Origin of the sequence: Leptothoe spongobia TAU-MAC 1115, assembly GCF_018739885.1 — a bacterium.
Taxonomy (GTDB): Bacteria; Cyanobacteriota; Cyanobacteriia; order Phormidesmidales; family Phormidesmidaceae; genus Leptothoe; species Leptothoe spongobia.
Genome location: NZ_JADOES010000042.1, coordinates 1 through 16221, shown reverse-complemented (window position 1 = coordinate 16221; position 16221 = coordinate 1). Strand labels below are relative to the sequence as shown.

At 44.4% G+C, this 16221-nt stretch carries 12 protein-coding genes; 7 read left to right on the top strand and 5 right to left on the bottom strand.

All coding sequences use genetic code 11. The annotated features are described in order from the left end of the window. Positions 1 to 56 precede the first annotated feature (56 nt). Positions 57 to 2312: a GumC family protein gene (locus IXB50_RS17800; protein WP_215610342.1), complete on the top strand. Its 2256-nt coding sequence runs from the start codon at positions 57 to 59 to the stop codon at positions 2310 to 2312. 98 nt (positions 2313 to 2410) lie between these two features. Here IXB50_RS17800 and recQ read toward each other — a convergent pair whose 3' ends face one another. Beyond that, on the bottom strand, positions 2411 to 4615 hold the full coding sequence (gene recQ / locus IXB50_RS17795) for a DNA helicase RecQ (protein WP_215610341.1): 2205 nt from the start codon (positions 4613 to 4615) through the stop codon (positions 2411 to 2413). 251 nt (positions 4616 to 4866) lie between these two features. Between recQ and IXB50_RS17790 the strand changes: the two genes are divergently transcribed. From IXB50_RS17790 to IXB50_RS17765, 6 genes are all read left to right on the top strand, one after another. Next, complete coding sequence (locus IXB50_RS17790; protein ID WP_215610364.1) at positions 4867 to 5202, top strand: hypothetical protein; 336 nt, start codon at positions 4867 to 4869, stop codon at positions 5200 to 5202. 78 nt (positions 5203 to 5280) lie between these two features. Then, positions 5281 to 6789: a stress-responsive protein Ycf46 gene (gene ycf46 / locus IXB50_RS17785; RefSeq protein ID WP_215610340.1), complete on the top strand. Its 1509-nt coding sequence runs from the start codon at positions 5281 to 5283 to the stop codon at positions 6787 to 6789. 156 nt (positions 6790 to 6945) lie between these two features. Beyond that, positions 6946 to 7296, top strand: coding sequence for a DUF1257 domain-containing protein (locus IXB50_RS17780; RefSeq protein WP_215610339.1), 351 nt, complete (start codon positions 6946 to 6948; stop codon positions 7294 to 7296). 157 nt (positions 7297 to 7453) lie between these two features. Beyond that, positions 7454 to 7768, top strand: coding sequence for an ArsR/SmtB family transcription factor (locus IXB50_RS17775; protein ID WP_215610338.1), 315 nt, complete (start codon positions 7454 to 7456; stop codon positions 7766 to 7768). 297 nt (positions 7769 to 8065) lie between these two features. Next, entirely contained in the window at positions 8066 to 9358 is a 1293-nt protein-coding gene (locus IXB50_RS17770) for an IS5 family transposase (protein WP_215610337.1), read from the top strand. A gap of 824 nt (positions 9359 to 10182) precedes the next feature. Further along, a complete protein-coding gene (locus IXB50_RS17765) occupies positions 10183 to 10335 on the top strand; it encodes a hypothetical protein (protein WP_215610336.1) in 153 nt (50 codons plus the stop codon). A 32-nt stretch (positions 10336 to 10367) separates the two neighbouring features. Here IXB50_RS17765 and IXB50_RS17760 read toward each other — a convergent pair whose 3' ends face one another. From IXB50_RS17760 to IXB50_RS17745, 4 genes are all read right to left on the bottom strand, one after another. Beyond that, complete coding sequence (locus IXB50_RS17760; protein ID WP_215610335.1) at positions 10368 to 11093, bottom strand: rhomboid family intramembrane serine protease; 726 nt, start codon at positions 11091 to 11093, stop codon at positions 10368 to 10370. 101 nt (positions 11094 to 11194) lie between these two features. Then, complete coding sequence (locus tag IXB50_RS17755; protein ID WP_215610334.1) at positions 11195 to 13306, bottom strand: NACHT domain-containing protein; 2112 nt, start codon at positions 13304 to 13306, stop codon at positions 11195 to 11197. A gap of 961 nt (positions 13307 to 14267) precedes the next feature. Continuing rightward, entirely contained in the window at positions 14268 to 14681 is a 414-nt protein-coding gene (locus IXB50_RS17750; RefSeq protein WP_215610333.1) for a hypothetical protein, read from the bottom strand. Positions 14682 to 14927: 246 nt separating this feature from the next. Further along, positions 14928 to 16221 (bottom strand): GAF domain-containing sensor histidine kinase (locus tag IXB50_RS17745; RefSeq protein ID WP_215610332.1); only part of this gene is annotated, 1294 nt, incomplete at its 5' end.

Here is a 16221-nt window from a genome sequence, read left to right as displayed (position 1 = left end):
CGTGCTATTGCTAGAATTTCACGATATCTCATGGTCGTTAAGGATGCATTTTGAAAATGACCGCTAAACATTTACCACCAGTAGGTATACCCCTAGACGAGCAAGATCGTGAAGGAGGTCTGCGTCTGGATCATCTGTTAGCGACCTTGAAACGTCATTTCCTTGTGATTACAGGTGTAACAGTATTAACAGCTTCATTAGCTGTGGTTAAAGCTGTCACTGACGATCCTGTTTATCGGGCTGAGTTCGAGCTGTTGACTCCCTCCTCTACACCAGAGTCTAAAGTGATTTCTAACTTAACGTCGGAAATTCTTGGCAGTGTAACAAACCCTGTCGATACTGCTGCTGTCGATGAAACTACATTAAAAATATTAGAGAGTCCTCGGGTCATGAAGCCCGTGTTAGAGAAGCTTCAGCAGCGCTATCCTGATATTTCCTATAAAACGCTCATTTCTAACTTAGGAATTGTGCCTAATGCGGGAGGAGATGTACTAACGGTTTCTTATCAAAATACTGACTCTGAAAAAGTTATCTATGTGCTTGATCTAGTTCTAGATGCTTATCTTAGGTACAGTTTAGAGGATCGTCAGAATGATATCTCCCGAGGTATTAGTTTTGTAGATGAGCAATTACCTGTTGCGCGGGAACAGGTTCAAGAATTGGAAGCCAGGCTCGAAAGTTTGCGTCAAAGTTATAACTTAATTGATCCACTGTTACAAGGTGAACAATTAACGATGCAAGCGTCTAGATTTAGTAGTCAGCGATTTGATTTGCAGGTTGAAATTGAAGAAGCCCAGTCCATATATCAGGATCTACAACAAGAACTAGCGAGAGGTGAAGAGCTGGCATCCACCTCCGCCTTACTTGAAAATGAGCGCTATCAATCTTTATTAAATCGGTTGACGGAGATTGATAGTCAGCTGGCCGAAGAGTTAAGTTTGTATTTGGATGACAGTCCTGAGGTTGCGGTGATTAAGGATCATCGAGCTAATCTTGAACCCTTAATTGAACAGGAAGGCGCTCGAGTTCAAGATCAAATTGCTAGCCAAATTCGGGAGTTGAGCGATCGAGATCGTGCCCTTAGCGATACAATCGATGCCTTAAATCAGCAGATTAAGGGCCTTTCCACCGTGGCTCGCCAATATAACGATATCCAGCGTGAGTTGGATATTGCTACAGCAAACTTAAATCAATTTTTGACTAAGCGTGAGGCTCTTCGCATTGATGCGGCTCAACGGCAAACGCCTTGGGAGCTATTAACTCCCGTAGATAACCCCAAGGCATCATCGGCCAGTGCAAAGCGAAATTTGTTATTGGGTACTGTTTTGGGACTGTTGTTGGGGGTTGGCGTTGCGATCGCATGGGAGCGTATCAAGGGCACAATTAATACAATTGAAGAGTTAAAAGATATAACTCAGCTGCCACTCTTAGCAACCATTCCCCACAATCGGTTATTGGCAAATGGTCAGCCCCTAGCACTTGCGATGACTCAACTAGGGGAATTGGGTGTCAACATGGATTTACCCTTCAATGGTCATTCTAAATCGACACCTTTTTTAGAAGCATTCAAACGACTATCTACCAATTTGCGTCTGAATAATCCAGACACACCTCTAAAATCTTTGGCCATTAGTTCTGCGACACCTAATTCGGGTAAAAGTACGATCAGTTTTCACTTAGCCCATACCAATGCATCTATGGGGCAGAAAACATTGTTAGTTGATATGGATTTGAGACGACCTACATTACATAGGTTCTGTAACACTTCCAACGATAAAGGATTATCCAACTACATAACTGGTGAGTTGGAACTAGACGATATTCTCATTGGTCCACCTGTGAGTGAAAATTTTTATATAATTTCCTCTGGTCCCATTCCACCCGATCCTATGCAGATTTTATCTGCAAAACGGATGAAAGATTTTCTGCAACAGATTTACGAAGAGTTTGATATGGTGATCTTTGATACGCCTCCTTTACTCGGATTTGTCGATGCTTTTGTGGCTGCAGGCTATACCCAAGGCCTTTTGCTAACAGTACGTTTAAGTGAAACCAAATTCTCTCATTTAAATTCTGCAATGGAAGAGCTTTCGATTGCCAAAGTGCCGGTCATCGGCATGGTTGCCAATGACCTCAGGCAAGAAAGTGAAAATTCCTATAGTTACTATCAGTACTATCAACAAACTCCAGAATCCATGGATCAAGAGTTGAAGTATGTGGATAGTCCCAGTGACTATGGTGATACTTTACCCAGGCACTCAACTTTATCAAGGCCATTAAAGACATTAAGTAAATTTTGGGGCAAAAAATAGAATGAGTTGCATCACTATCCATGTAAGAACCGTCACAAGGATAAGGTTCCAGGTGACGGTATGTGGATAAGTAGATGGTTAAGCGATAAATTCGTTTTTTAATGTTGGCTCTCCCACATGGCCCTAACAAGACGGATCTCATTATAGTCGAAGGTTTCACCCAGCTCATCGCGAATGGTTCTCAGGGAATGGGAGCCCACCTTCTCAATTGCCTCAAAGATGGGCACCTGACGCTCGGGCGATACCAAGCGATTGAGGTCTACTTTGCGGTCTGATGCCATCAGCCGCTCCACATGTTCGATGATGGTACCTAGACGGAGGCCCCGCTCAATGGCAATTTCTGATAGGGATAGCCCCTGTTGATGCAATGCGTGGGTACTTAGCTGTGTTGCCGTTAGCTCATTGGCACCTGAATTAGGACTTGAACTGGTTGTGGTTGAGGATGAAGCCGCATTGGGAGTCAGGTTATGGGACTGACAGAACTGTTGAATTTCTTGGGTAAAGACCTGGCCATACTGTTCTAGCTTGCGTTTGCCTACTCCTGAGATAGCGGAAAAAGCATCGCTAGTAATCGGACGCTGTCGAGCCATCTGCCGCAGGCTGGCATCGGCAAAGACGACATAGGGGGGGACCGACTGTTCATCCGCCAACCGTTTGCGGAGACTACGTAGCTGGCCCAACAAGAGAGTCTCATCACCGCTGAGCTGGATCTCATCTGATTTAACACTCGCCTTAGTTGTCTCAGCTCGTTTAAAGACGTGAATATTGACCGGAATCTGTTTTTTCAGAACCTGCCAGCTGCCTCCATTTAACTTGAGAACAGAATAGCCATCGGTGGTTTCTGAGAGTAGCTCCTGGTGTAGCAACGAACGACAGAGCTGACGCCATTCATCGACGCTGTGGTCTTGACCGATACCGTAGGTCGATAACCGATCGTGGCCCAGCTCCAGCAACCTCTTTCGTTTGGAGCCCCGCAGTACATCAATAATGTGATTCATGCCAAACCGCTCCTGGCAACGGGCCACACAGGAGAGAAACTTTTGAGCTTCAATGGTCCAATCTTCAAGGGGAACAGGATTCAGGCAATTGTCACAGTTTTTACAGTCCCCTGGAAAACTTTCACCAAAGTAGCTGAGCTGGATTTTACGACGACAGATAGCACTTTCGGCATAGTTGATCACATGGCGTAGCTGCTGTCGAGCGATCCGCTGTTCCTGTTCATCCGGTTTTTGGCTAATTAGAAATTCAACGGTGGCCACATCGCCGTAGCCAAAAAAGACCGTACAGTTAGCTGGATCGCCATCCCGCCCTGCTCGTCCAGACTCCTGGTAATAGCTTTCAATGGTGCGGGGCAGATCGTAATGAATCACAAAGCGTACATCAGGTTTGTTGATACCCATGCCAAAGGCAATGGTAGCGACAATGACACGCACGTTGTCACGGATAAATTGCTCTTGATTTTCTTGTCGTTCCTGAGCGTTTAGTCCAGCATGATAGGGCAAGGCTGAAATTCCGTCTTGCTTCAGTCGAAAGGAGATTTCGTTCACCCGTTTACGACTGAGACAGTAGATAATCCCAGAGCCCGGTTGCTGCTTAATCAGCTTGAGCAACTCATCATAGGTTTGTTTGGTTTTGGGTTTGACCTCATAGTGTAAATTTTGTCGGTTGAACCCTGAGACAAATACTTCGGGATCCTTGAGTCTGAGTTGTTGGCTAATATCTTGCCGCACCCGTTCAGTGGCCGTTGCAGTCAGAGCCATGACCGGTATTTGGGGCATCTGCTGTTTGAGCTGAAACAGCTGACGATACTCAGGCCGAAAATCGTGCCCCCACTCTGAAACGCAGTGGGCTTCATCAATGGCAAAGGCGCTAATCCCAACCGTCTGTTGCAATTGCTCCAATAGGGGCCAAAAACTCGGGCTCATGAGCCGTTCAGGAGCCAGGTATAGCAGTTTGATATCACCAGCCAGCAGGGCTTTTTCTCGGGCTCGAGTTTCGTCCAGTGTCAGACTGCTATTAAGAAATGTGGCGGCAATACCGTTGTCCTTAAGGCTCCGTACTTGATCCTGCATCAGGGCAATCAGAGGAGAAACTACAATAGTTACCCCTAAGCGCAGCAGTGCCGGTAGCTGATAACACAGCGACTTTCCACCACCGGTTGGCATAATGACCAGCACATCTTGATTTTTAAGCGCTTGCTCAATGATGGCTCGCTGGTAGTAGCGGAAGTCGTCATAGCCAAAAAAGTGCTTGAGAGCGGCCTCTAAAGATGGAAACGATGCAATGGTTGGTGCGCTAGCCATAGATGCATAGAAATCAGCGGCTATTTATTTTAGTCCCCATGGTGCAATTGAGACGGGTGTAGAACCAACTAATCAAAAACCGGCTCGAATGTAAATCTATGTAAACATTTTGCCGTCATGACAGTTTGATGGCTTGACGGCAACAGATACGATGGGTATCGTAACTCCATGGGTAAATGTCCCATGCATGGGTAGGTGGCCCATACATGAGCTCAGAGCCCCGTAGATTATTGCTATTTATTAAGGTTGATATGCAAGGCAAGCAAAAGGTCACTCTTTATATGCCCGATGACCTGCACCGCCAGCTCAAGATTCGTGCTGCTGTAGATGGAGAACCAATGTCTACTTTGGCCGAGCGGGCAATTGGTTTTTATTTAAATCATTCTGATGTTGTTGAAGGGGTGCAGGGTGCAGCTCATGTGGTATATGAGTGTCCCTCTTGTACAACTTCTGTGGTGCTCAGGGATGGCGATCTGATGGCAGTCGAAGCCCACGCTGACTTGCATGAGGAGTTATTGAGTGAAGTACCTGATGTTGTTCCTAGCTCAGTCCGTTCTGATGAAGGCGAGTTAGTTCCTTGTCTCTAGGGCTGTTGATATTAAAGTGTGGCTCTGGGGAATTTGGGTGATCTGTTTGTATCGGTCGGCGTTGAGAGGATAAAAACTATGAAAGAAGAGCTCAAGGTCCTAATTAAGGCTCAGTATCCTCTGATTTATTTGCTCACGTTCGAGGAAGAGAGAGCGGAGCGTACCATTGCTACGCTTACTAAACAGCATCCCCAGCGTCGTCTATTTACATGGACGGTTACCCACGGTGTTGTTGAATTTGGTCAAGCTCGTGGTTCGCAAAATAGCAATACGGTCTCTCCAGAAGCGGCGATAGATTGGGCAATTCGTCAGAAAGATCCAGGCATCTATGTCTTTAAGGACTTGCATCCGTTTATGGATTCGCCAGCGGTGACGCGGTGTTTGAGGGATGCGATCGCAAGTTTCAAAGGCACCAATAAAACTATTATTTTAATGTCACCGGTTCAAGAAATTCCGGTGGAACTAGAGAAAGAAGTTGTGGTTTTGGACTTTTCCATGCCAACCATGGGAGAGCTAAATCAAGTGCTCACAGCAGAGCTCAGCAAGTCTCACGGTGCTAGCATCACCACTGATATTCGTGAAAAACTGCTAAAAGCGTCCCTAGGTCTGACCGAGGATGAGGCAGAAAAAGTATTCCGCAAAGCCAGGGTTGTGTCTGGTAAGTTAACCGAATCAGAAGTCGATATTGTGCTCTCTGAGAAAAAGCAACTTATTCGCCGTAATGGCATTCTAGAATACATAGAAGAAGACGAGACCCTTGATTCTGTGGGTGGTCTAGAAGAGCTGAAACATTGGCTTAGACAGCGTTCAAATGCGTTTAGTGAGCGTGCTCGGGAGTATGGTCTCCCTCAACCTAAAGGAATGTTGATCCTGGGGGTGCCAGGTTGCGGTAAATCGCTGATCGCAAAAACCACCGCTCGACTTTGGGGACTACCCTTGTTGCGCCTGGATATGGGCCGGGTCTATGATGGTTCTATGGTGGGCCGTTCTGAGGCTAATCTAAGGGGAGCCCTGCGTACAGCTGAGTCAATCTCACCTGCGATTCTATTTATTGACGAGATTGATAAGGCCTTTGCTGGCGGTGCGGGTTCGGCTGATTCTGATGGGGGTACCTCTAGTCGGATCTTTGGTAGCTTCTTGACTTGGATGCAAGAAAAGAATTCCCCGGTGTTTGTGATGGCCACAGCCAACCGTGTGGAACGGTTGCCCAGTGAGTTTCTGCGCAAGGGCCGGTTTGACGAAATATTCTTTGTTGATCTTCCCAATGAGGAGGAGCGCAAAGAGATATTCAAAATTCACCTTGGTAAGCGACGTCGTGACATAGAGCGCTTCGATTTTGATCAGCTTACCAAGGTATGTGAAGGTTTTTCGGGGGCAGAGATTGAGCAAGGTTTGATCTCTGCAATGTATGAAGCGTTTGCGCAAGGCCGTGAGTTTAACCAACTCGATATTATTGCGGCTATTCGGGCAACATTACCGTTATCTAAGACCATGAGTGAACAGGTAACGGCGCTTCGTGATTGGGCACGACAACGTGCTCGCCCCGCTGCTTCATCCGTCGCTGAGTATCAGCGGATGGAGTTTTAACAGGCTTTTGTTAGGGGATTTCCCCTAGCAGAGGGCTAACCTCAAGGGTTAGCAGTTTTCAGACAATGGCTTAGCAAATTACTAATATTGGTTTGTTAATCTATTGGCTTTGCGTTTTTACTTTATGACTCTCACTTTCCACTGGAGGAAACACCAATGTCTCACTTTAGTACTCTACGCACTAAGATCACTGAAGCTGAAATTCTCACTGCTTCTCTAAAGGACCTCGGAATCTCGGTTAAGACTGAAGCTGATGTTCGTGGCTACAATGGCCAGCGTGTTCGTGCTGACATCGTAGCTGTTCTAGAGGGTGAGTACGATCTAGGCTGGTCTCGTAATACCGATGGCTCCTTTGATCTGATTGCGGACCTTTGGGGTGTTGCCAAGAAGCACAACCAGACTGAGCTAATCAACTCTATTAACCAGAAGTATGCGGTTAATCGGACTTTAGCAGAAGTTAAGCGCCCTGGTTTGCAGAACGCTAATGTGAAGCTTGTCCTTCAGTAGCAGCGAAAGCTGAAAGCTACTGCTTCCTATACGCGTTCCCGCGCAGTGTTCAGGCTGGCTCATTGAGAGCCAGCTTTTTTAGTGAGACTGAGTTGGAGATGTTCAAATTCAAAATCTTATCAGGCAAGCTATGATTTAAGTAGATTGCAAAAAGGTTATGAAAACGACTGTTTCCACTGATGTTTTATCCCTCTTTCAGGCATTTTCAGAGTCCTATCGGATTCAAGTAATTGAGCTACTGCGAGATCGCGAGCTATGTGCTTGTGATATTGCTAATCACCTGGGTATAAGTGCATCTAAGCTTTCATTCCATCTCAAGATTTTACGGGAAGCAGGATTGATCCAGGGTCGCCAGGAGGGACGCTGGATTTACTATCGGCTAAACTTACAGCAGTTTGTGACTTTAGAGCAGTATTTATCTGAATTTCGACGGACGAGTCCGATTTTGCCTGCACGGAGTTGTCCGGATTAAGGAGAGATTTTGATTTTGTTTTGCTTCAGGCCAAGGATTGGGCAGAAACTGCCTAAGGGGCAAGAGAGGTAGAGGAAGGAGACTTAGAGCTTGCTCAGTCAGATGGGAGCGCACTGACTGAGTGTCAAGAATATTTTAATTAGTCCTTGCGCATTCAGGTTTTAAAACGCTAGGGGGAGAAACTAGATAGTCGGCCCTGAAATACTAGCTCAGGTAAGAGCTGAAGGGGGTTTCATCCGTTGAAACAGGGTATAGAATTGCCAGAGAAGCATCCCGATTGAGTTAAAAGCTTGCAAAATGAACCGTTCATCTAGCCCCTCCTCCCCCTCCTCTGAGCCAAGCCCTTCGGTGTCGGCATTAGAGCGCCAGTTGAACCCTCAGCATCCGTTGGTTAAACTGTCCGAATCCATTGACTGGGCGTCATTTGAGACGTCGTTTGGTCGAGCTACGACCAGTGCAGGGGGTCGCCCGCCCCTGCCAACTCGGTTGATGGTGGGTCTGCACTATCTCAAAGGGCTGTACGACGAAAGTGATGAATCGGTGGTGAGCAAATGGGTGGAGAATCCGTATTGGCAGTATTTCTGTGGAGAGGAACAGTTCCAGCATGAGTTGCCGTGTCACCCAACCAGTCTAGTGAGCTGGCGCAAGCATGTGGGTGTTGACGGGATGGAACAATTGTTGAAACAAGTTCTCAAGACAGCGATGGAGACAAAGGCATTGAAGCCAAGAGAGATTTCACGAGTGAATGTTGACACCACTGTGCAAGAGAAAGCGATTGCGTTTCCAACAGATTCACGACTCTATGACAAGGCTCGCCGTGCCTTGGTCAGAGCAGCCAAGAAACAAAATATAAAGCTGCGTCAAAGCTATGAACGTGTGGGCAAGAAAGCACTCTTTCAACAAAGTCGTTACCGGGTTGCGAAACAACTGAAGCGAGCAAAAAAACAAACTCAAAAACTACACACTTATTTGGGACGTGTGATTCGAGATATTGAGCGCAAACTCCCCCAACCGGACCCAGACCTGCAGCAGTTGCTGGATCGTGCCAAGCGAATTTATCAGCAACAGCGAACCGATTCCAACAAACTCTACAGTATGCATGCTCCTGAAGTGGAGTGTATTGCCAAAGGCAAGGCGCACCAACGCTATGAATTTGGCTGCAAAGTGGCGTTTGTGACCACCAGTCAAAGTAATTGGATTGTAGGCACCCAGGCCATCCATGGCAATCCCTATGATGGGGCCACCCTCACCCCGGTTATCGAACAAACCCAGGCATTGACCGGGGTGATGCCCAAACAAGCGGCGGTTGACAAAGGCTTTCGGGGGCAAACCCACCATCCTCAAGGGGTAGAGGTGTTGGTCGCGGGCACTCGCAAATTTAAAGGGGTGCTCAAACGGTTGGTCAAACGGCGCAGTGCCATTGAACCGGTGATTGGCCATGTCAAGTACGATCATGGGCTCAAACGCAATTATCTCAAGGGCACCCACGGTGACCGGTTCAATGCCCTGATGGTCGCTTGTGGCTTCAATCTCAGAAAGCTCTGCCGATACTTTCTAGACTCACCGGCCAAGATCCCAGTTAGGGCCTAAGCATGGAGTTTTTCAGGGGCGACTAGATAGCCAGTAATCCAAGCTAATTAGCTTATGTAAGCATTATAACGGTAGCTGTTGCCTATCCTGTGACGCGGGCTTTACTTTTGTAGAATCAATAATTTCCTCTAAGTTTGGTTTTGATAATCTTAGCGGTGTCAGGCGTTGGCGAATATTGTTGGCTAATTCGGCTGAGACGGCATATATAAGATCGATTTTATTGGGATATGGATTGTTAGGGAGTGGCATAGCAGGCATTGCCTCAAATAGCTTTTAACTAAAGATTTTGCCGTTGCTGATTTGATATATGAACCGATCTGAAAGGAATGTACTAAGTCAAGATCTTACAGATAACGTCATAGTTCGGAACAGCAACGTCCAGATGTTTAACCTACCGCCAACATAAGAAACACCGGTCTAGAATGCATAAGTTATTCCACTGAGAACTGCAACTCTTCACAGCTTTTTCATCAATTATTATTGATTCATTCTAGAAGGATGTTTGTTAGTGACGTGGGTTAGATGAAGGGGAGCTGATGTTGCCCTTCATCTAAAAACGTTTGCCCTAAGGGATAAGGATTTTAAACCTTGTCCACGTCCAGAACTGGAGTTTTTCCGTAGAAGAAGCTACTGGTTTCAACTTGGACGTGGTTTATAAAATCCAAAAATTATGTCTGAAGAGGTTGCCATGGCAACCTGTACATCAAAAGATAGAACCTAATTGAATCCTCATTCCTAAAGAATAAATTGTCCAGAGGATATGAGGCTGAGGACAAATTCGTTATTCTAGGCCTAGCTGATGGAAATTTTCACTTAGACAAAGCGTGCTGTTAGCTCAATATCCTGCCCAACCTCGAACCTTTCAGGAAACCTTAGGGGAAACTGGTAATCTTAAGAAAGAGTTTACTATTGACGATAGTGAACCACTTGCCCGACGGGTGATTGAGAGTAAAATTGTCGAATCCAAATTTGGATAACCTACGGATAGCTATTGTTGGCGATCTGTTATCTAGTGAGCTTCATTTTCTAGGCTGTGAGGTGAGTTCAGTAGCCCCAGGGCTGGCCCTAGGATAGCCCCAAATACGAACCCTCCTGCATGGGCCCAGTAGGCAATCCCACCATCTGCCATGCCAACATTAGTGGGTATGCTGAGGCTGGCAATACCATAGGCCGCTTGCTGCAAAAACCAGATACCTAAATAGAATACGGCTGGAATCCTGAGGGGCAAGAACAGGAACCCCAAAGGCACAATAGTGAGAATACGAACAGTGGGAAATTTGAAGATGTAGGCTCCCATCACACCTGCGATCGCACCGCTAGCACCTAAGGAGGGCACTTCGGAAAACATGCCAAAATACCACTGGGTCAAGGCGGCTAGAACACCACAGCCTAGATAGAGGAGAAGGTATCGAGCCCGACCCAACTGCTCCTCAACGTTGTTCCCAAAAATCCACAGGTACAGCATGTTACCCGCCAGATGCAGGAAACCAGCATGAATAAATTGACTAGTGAACAGGGTAGACCACTCGTAGAGATCGAACGGGATTGACCCGCCACCCCAAAAACTTTCCGTCAGCTGCTCTGGGACTACGGCCCATGTCCTGAAGAATGCTGTCAGCTCCATGGGTGACGATAGCGTCAGCTCATAGAAAAAGACTAAAATATTGAGGAAGATTAGCCCATAGGTTACGTAAGGCGTAATCTGAACCGGGTTTTCATCACGAATAGGGACCACGCTGCACCAGGATATACACTGCTTTACAAGATATCAGTAATACGTGGATCAACATTCGGGCCGCATGGATAAGTAAAACTAGATCATTACTTGAACCTAGCCTAGTTAGCTCGCAGCATGCGTGTTTCTATAGTTCTCCATGTGTAATGAGATACTCGAACAGAGGCTTTTTGACACTTCAACATGAGCAGGTTAGTCGCTAGATATTGATTGAATAATTGAATCTCAGCAGGAGATAGATCTATACTCTCAATATCTATGTCAAAAGCTTTTAGCCAATTCTGCCAAACACTGATAGCAAGCTCATTATAAGCTGGACTAGCTTCATGGGAAACTTCAACCCGAGGTTTTAAATTTTCTAAGTTTGCCTTTAAAATTGAAAAATTAATATTTTGAAAACCTTGTATTTCTTTGAATTTAGCATCAAGGAATCGGATACGTTTTCGATAATTTTTGAAAGCTCGAATGTTTGCTCCGGTGCAGATGACCTGCCAAATGCGAATAAACTTGTGGTACAGTTCGCGGTCAAGCCTAGAGGTCAAACGACCACAAGATTTAAGACCTATAGAAATTTCATGAAGTGGTTCAAACCTATGTTTATGAGCGTAGATTAAGCTGCAAACAATACCGAGAGCTACAGCACGTTTCGCAATTGGATTGAAGCTTTGGTGCCACTCAACGGTCGCTCTATCTGCCCAGTTCAGTAATGAAAATAATTTTGGATTAGCCATAAAATTCTGTGATTCTTTTTCCATTGACAAAAGCAGCTCATCCGCGCCAGCTCGCATCAATCCGGCAACCAACAGAAAGACATCTCCCCAGCGACTATCTGTCAAATGTTTAGAAACTATATTCTTGATCTGACGATGGTCATCTATATATTGGGCCGTTAAATATTCCTGAAATGATGAGTGAGAGAATGAATGGATATTATGGGCTCGCTTCACTAAAATCCCTTGCTGGATTTCAATCGAATTTAAAATCTTCTCGCCATCTAGATGTTTAGGTGCATTTAAATTCTCTCTTAAAAAGGCTGTAATTCTATCAACAACTTCTCTTTCGGAAAAGAAAAACCTATCTTCTTCGAATCCTTTATAGGCAATTTCTGATAACATTGCTTTCTCTATGGGGGGATTTAAATCTTGATAGATGGGGTTACGTTGTACACGTTTTTCTACTAACCATTTGTTCATAAGTAAGTCTAATGCTTCGTCATATAGAGATGCACGGTTCTTTGGCAAGTTCTGAGAGCCTGCGTAGACAAAGCATAGTAATGTTAGGAGTAGAGGAGTATGTGCCAGCTCCTTTGCTCCAGAATTTTCTGGTTTTTGTAAAATTTCCCAACATTTTTGAGCAATTTTATCAGTTTTGTCGCATTCCTCTTGAAACCACTTATGTAAAAAGAACTCAATTTGTGAGTCATCAAATTCAGTCATTGAAAAATCACTGAAATTCAAGTAGCTGTTGTAGTACGCTGCACTTCTGCAAGAGGCAATGAATCTATTGTTATTATATTTATCAACAAAATTTTTGATATGAACTAATACGTCATATAAATTACTGGTTGGCACTTCATCTAAAGCATCTAATAGAATCAATAATTTCCCTTGTGATAATGCGTTAGAGGTAAACCTTTCGGCTTCTGGGAAACCACAAATCTCGAACTCTTCTGAGATCTTATTCTCTAGATTGATATTGTTTTCCGTAAATTGTTTTAACTCAATAAAGACAGGAATACATGGATTATCTAATTTTCCATGTTTTGGTTTTAATGCTTCTAACCCTATCCTCCTGAGAAAGGTAGACTTTCCAGCTCCAGGTCCACCAAGTATCATCAAAAACTTTTCCTGATTAACAATATCAAAAGCTTCTTTCTCAGGGGGATTTACAGTGTCAAATTTTCGTCTTCTTCCTTGGCGATGAGACTCCTCCAATGTTTGAATTGATTTGAATTGGCGACTTTTACTCCTTCCTAGTTTGATATTTGTGAAAACAGATTCTATGTCTCTAGGTTCTGTCATTCCTAGCAGTTTTAGTTTTCCATGACGAGTCTTATATCTTTCCTCATATTCATGAACCGAAATTTCAAGATTCCTTTCATATTGAATTTTTCGATTAAACCAACTAAAAACATTTTTTCCAGGGCCTATAGCAGACTCATAAATTGGAGCAACTAGGCTTATCAATACTGATTGTGTTAGAGGATCTATCATGGATTTCAGGAACTAAAGAGCTGATTGAAATATGACTATATGAACTTTACACAATGGGTTTTGTTAAAGAATAAAATGTTTGATTTTGGGTGGGATGCATATGTGAATTCGTCATAATATGCAGAAAGTATGCCTGAGTTTGAATTTAATAACCTCGGATATCAACTTAAAGCGGAACGTTTTCCCAAGGGCAGAAGTCAGAATTCAGGAGTCAGAATTCAGTGCCTGACTGGCTCCTGGCTCCTGGCTCCTGACTCCCCACCCAGTCAGGATTTCCCGGCTTAAATTGATACCCATAACCTCAGTGAATCATCAATTTTTAATTGAAATTAAATCAATCATTTGATTGAGACTTCGAAAATAATTCTGATTTCAAGGAATATCTAAAGCCAGGTAAAAGATATTCTAGATAGCTAAGAGAAGAATCAATAAATTGAATTTTACTGATTCAAAGCTCTATGCTTCCCAAAAGCGTTATGAATACTTTCATAATGTTTGATTTTTTAGCCATAAGTTGTAGAGTGTCCATCTAAACCCCTATGGAGAGTGGGTTGATTGAATTAATCTATAGCTTTTTCAAAAAGCAGTGACTTATATTGGTAATGTATGTGATTTTTGTCACGAAAGAGATGGAGAGATAGTTGAGCTCAAGTTTATAAGCCTACCAACTATGGATACACGCAACCACATTATCGTCAAACCCTTCTGAAATAAAATCACATGATATAGTTTATGACACCACAAGAGCTGCGCCCCTAGTTCACATAGAAACGCAGCTTCAAATGCTAATTCAGTTAAAAGACGTTTCAATCCCTATTCTGGGTATCAACTTAATGCGGGACGTTTTTGGGAAGATAGTAGTTGGTAGTTAGTCGTTAAACTCCAGTCAGGGACTAACTACCAACCCCGAACCACTAACTTCCTTACCTGATCAGAATTTCCCGGCTTATGCGGATACCCCCTATTCTTGAGGTTCTACTACTGAAGGTAGTTGTTCATCAGCCCAGTGAAGACCACGGGCGATCCACTGCCACACGGCCACAGCGGCCAAAACCAGGGTTGCCAATTTTAGGAATAGGATAATCAACCCATTAAATGTTGTTACCAGGGTGACTAACGCGATCGCAAGCACCGCTAACGCTGCAGTCAATAGTAATTGAACAGGCTGTGTACTGCGTAGTAGTTGCCAAACAGCCTGAGTCTTGCCATTAGTCACTGGTTGATACTCAGACCATAGATTAAGTGCACTGTCTGTGGCTTGGGTGGCCAAATTATTGAGCCTGCTTTCTAGGGCAATGCGATGCTGATCGATGGTATCAGCGGTGGGCAGGTCAAGACTAGTCGTATGAGTGGATGTTGGTTTTGCTAAAGTCATAGGTCACTCCTTATGTGTGAAGTTTGGATTGAGGCTAAGGCTGCATAGCACTAACAACCTTGACCTCATTAAGATGTGTGAGGTGTAGAAAATAATTAAGTACTATTGTACTATATAAATGCAATTAGGAAACTATGGCTTAACAAAGTCCCCTATCTAGCCAATGGTCTGGCCAATGTGGTAGACGCTATATAGTCAGCTATTATCCAGGGTTAGCAAGCAAGGTCAGCAGTTAAGGCTGACTTGTTAATAGTTGGGCAGATCATGGATAACTGTTGTTGGGTAATAATTATCCATGAAGTCTTCCTTGGGACGTTTGGGTAGTTCTACCTTAATGCGAGTTCCTTTCCCTTGCTTGCTTTTGACAACAATACTGCCACCATGTAATTCTACAGCGGCTTTGACAATGTTTAGGCCCAAGCCAGTTCCAGGTATTTCACCAACATTGCTACCCCGACGAAACACTTGGAATAAGTAGGGAATATCGGCTTCTGGGATTCCCATGCCTTCATCATTGATATGACAGGTGATTTGGGTGGCTTCTCCCACAATCACTAGCTGAATATCCCCTCCCTTTAGGGAGTACTTAATAGCATTGGATAATAAGTTCTCAAACACTTGTTGCAAGAGTCCGAGATCGCCAACAAAATTATCGATATTTCCGAGACTGGTTAGAGAGATCTGATTTTTATCCGTTTCAATGTCTTGATGTTCGTCGATCAATTTAGAAAATAAACGCTCTAAATTAATATCCATCGGTTTTAGCTGTAGCTGGTCGAGATCTGCTTGGTTGGCTATCAGCATATCTTTTACCAGCATAGACAGGCATTGAGCCTTATATTCAATCATAGAAAGGTAGCGATCTCGATGGCTGGGGGAAAGGGAGTTGGAGTGGACCCGCAATGTCTCGGCAGCTGCTTTTATAGCGGTTAGTGGAGTGTTGTACTCATGGGAAATCGTGGTTAAAATTTTTGATTTAAATGCACTTAATGCCTTAGCTTTTTCTAGGGCGGTCTGAGTTTGTTCTAATAGCTGAGCTTGCTGAATCGCAATGGCAATATGCAGAGATAAAACCTCTAATAGTTTTGTGTCATCAGAGATCCATACCCGTGGCCCCACGCATTGGTGGGCTACCAGTAAGCCCCACAGGTGTGGGGTGGTCTTATTGCTGTCTTGCAGTAAAATCGGTGTGACTAAAATTGCCCGCACATTAAACTGTTCGAGTAATTTGATATGACAGGGATCTAAGTTAGCTGTGTAGATATCATCTACCCATTGGATTCGTCCTTTACAGTACTCCTGAGCACCCTGATCTTGAAAGTACGAATCACGTACGGTTTGTCCCAGCGATGCTTGGTAGTCCGCTTGAACCGACTCAGCAATGATGGTCCCACTCATGTCAGGCGAAAATTGATAGGCGAGCACCCGATCACACCCTAATAGCTGTCGAACTCCTTCTACGGTTTGGACTTTGTACAAATTTGTAGAGAGGGATGTACGAAGAAGCGGCAATAGGCGATAAAGAGCAAATAAAAACACA

Coding starts and splice junctions, on each gene's coding strand:
- recQ (WP_215610341.1), bottom strand. CDS start 4,615: ATGGCTAGCGCACCAACCATTGCATCGTTTCCATCTTTAGAGGCCGCT.
- IXB50_RS17750 (WP_215610333.1), bottom strand. CDS start 14,681: ATGACTTTAGCAAAACCAACATCCACTCATACGACTAGTCTTGACCTG.
- IXB50_RS17800 (WP_215610342.1), top strand. CDS start 57: ATGACCGCTAAACATTTACCACCAGTAGGTATACCCCTAGACGAGCAA.
- IXB50_RS17790 (WP_215610364.1), top strand. CDS start 4,867: ATGCAAGGCAAGCAAAAGGTCACTCTTTATATGCCCGATGACCTGCAC.
- IXB50_RS17775 (WP_215610338.1), top strand. CDS start 7,454: ATGAAAACGACTGTTTCCACTGATGTTTTATCCCTCTTTCAGGCATTT.
- ycf46 (WP_215610340.1), top strand. CDS start 5,281: ATGAAAGAAGAGCTCAAGGTCCTAATTAAGGCTCAGTATCCTCTGATT.
- IXB50_RS17755 (WP_215610334.1), bottom strand. CDS start 13,306: ATGATAGATCCTCTAACACAATCAGTATTGATAAGCCTAGTTGCTCCA.
- IXB50_RS17770 (WP_215610337.1), top strand. CDS start 8,066: ATGAACCGTTCATCTAGCCCCTCCTCCCCCTCCTCTGAGCCAAGCCCT.
- IXB50_RS17780 (WP_215610339.1), top strand. CDS start 6,946: ATGTCTCACTTTAGTACTCTACGCACTAAGATCACTGAAGCTGAAATT.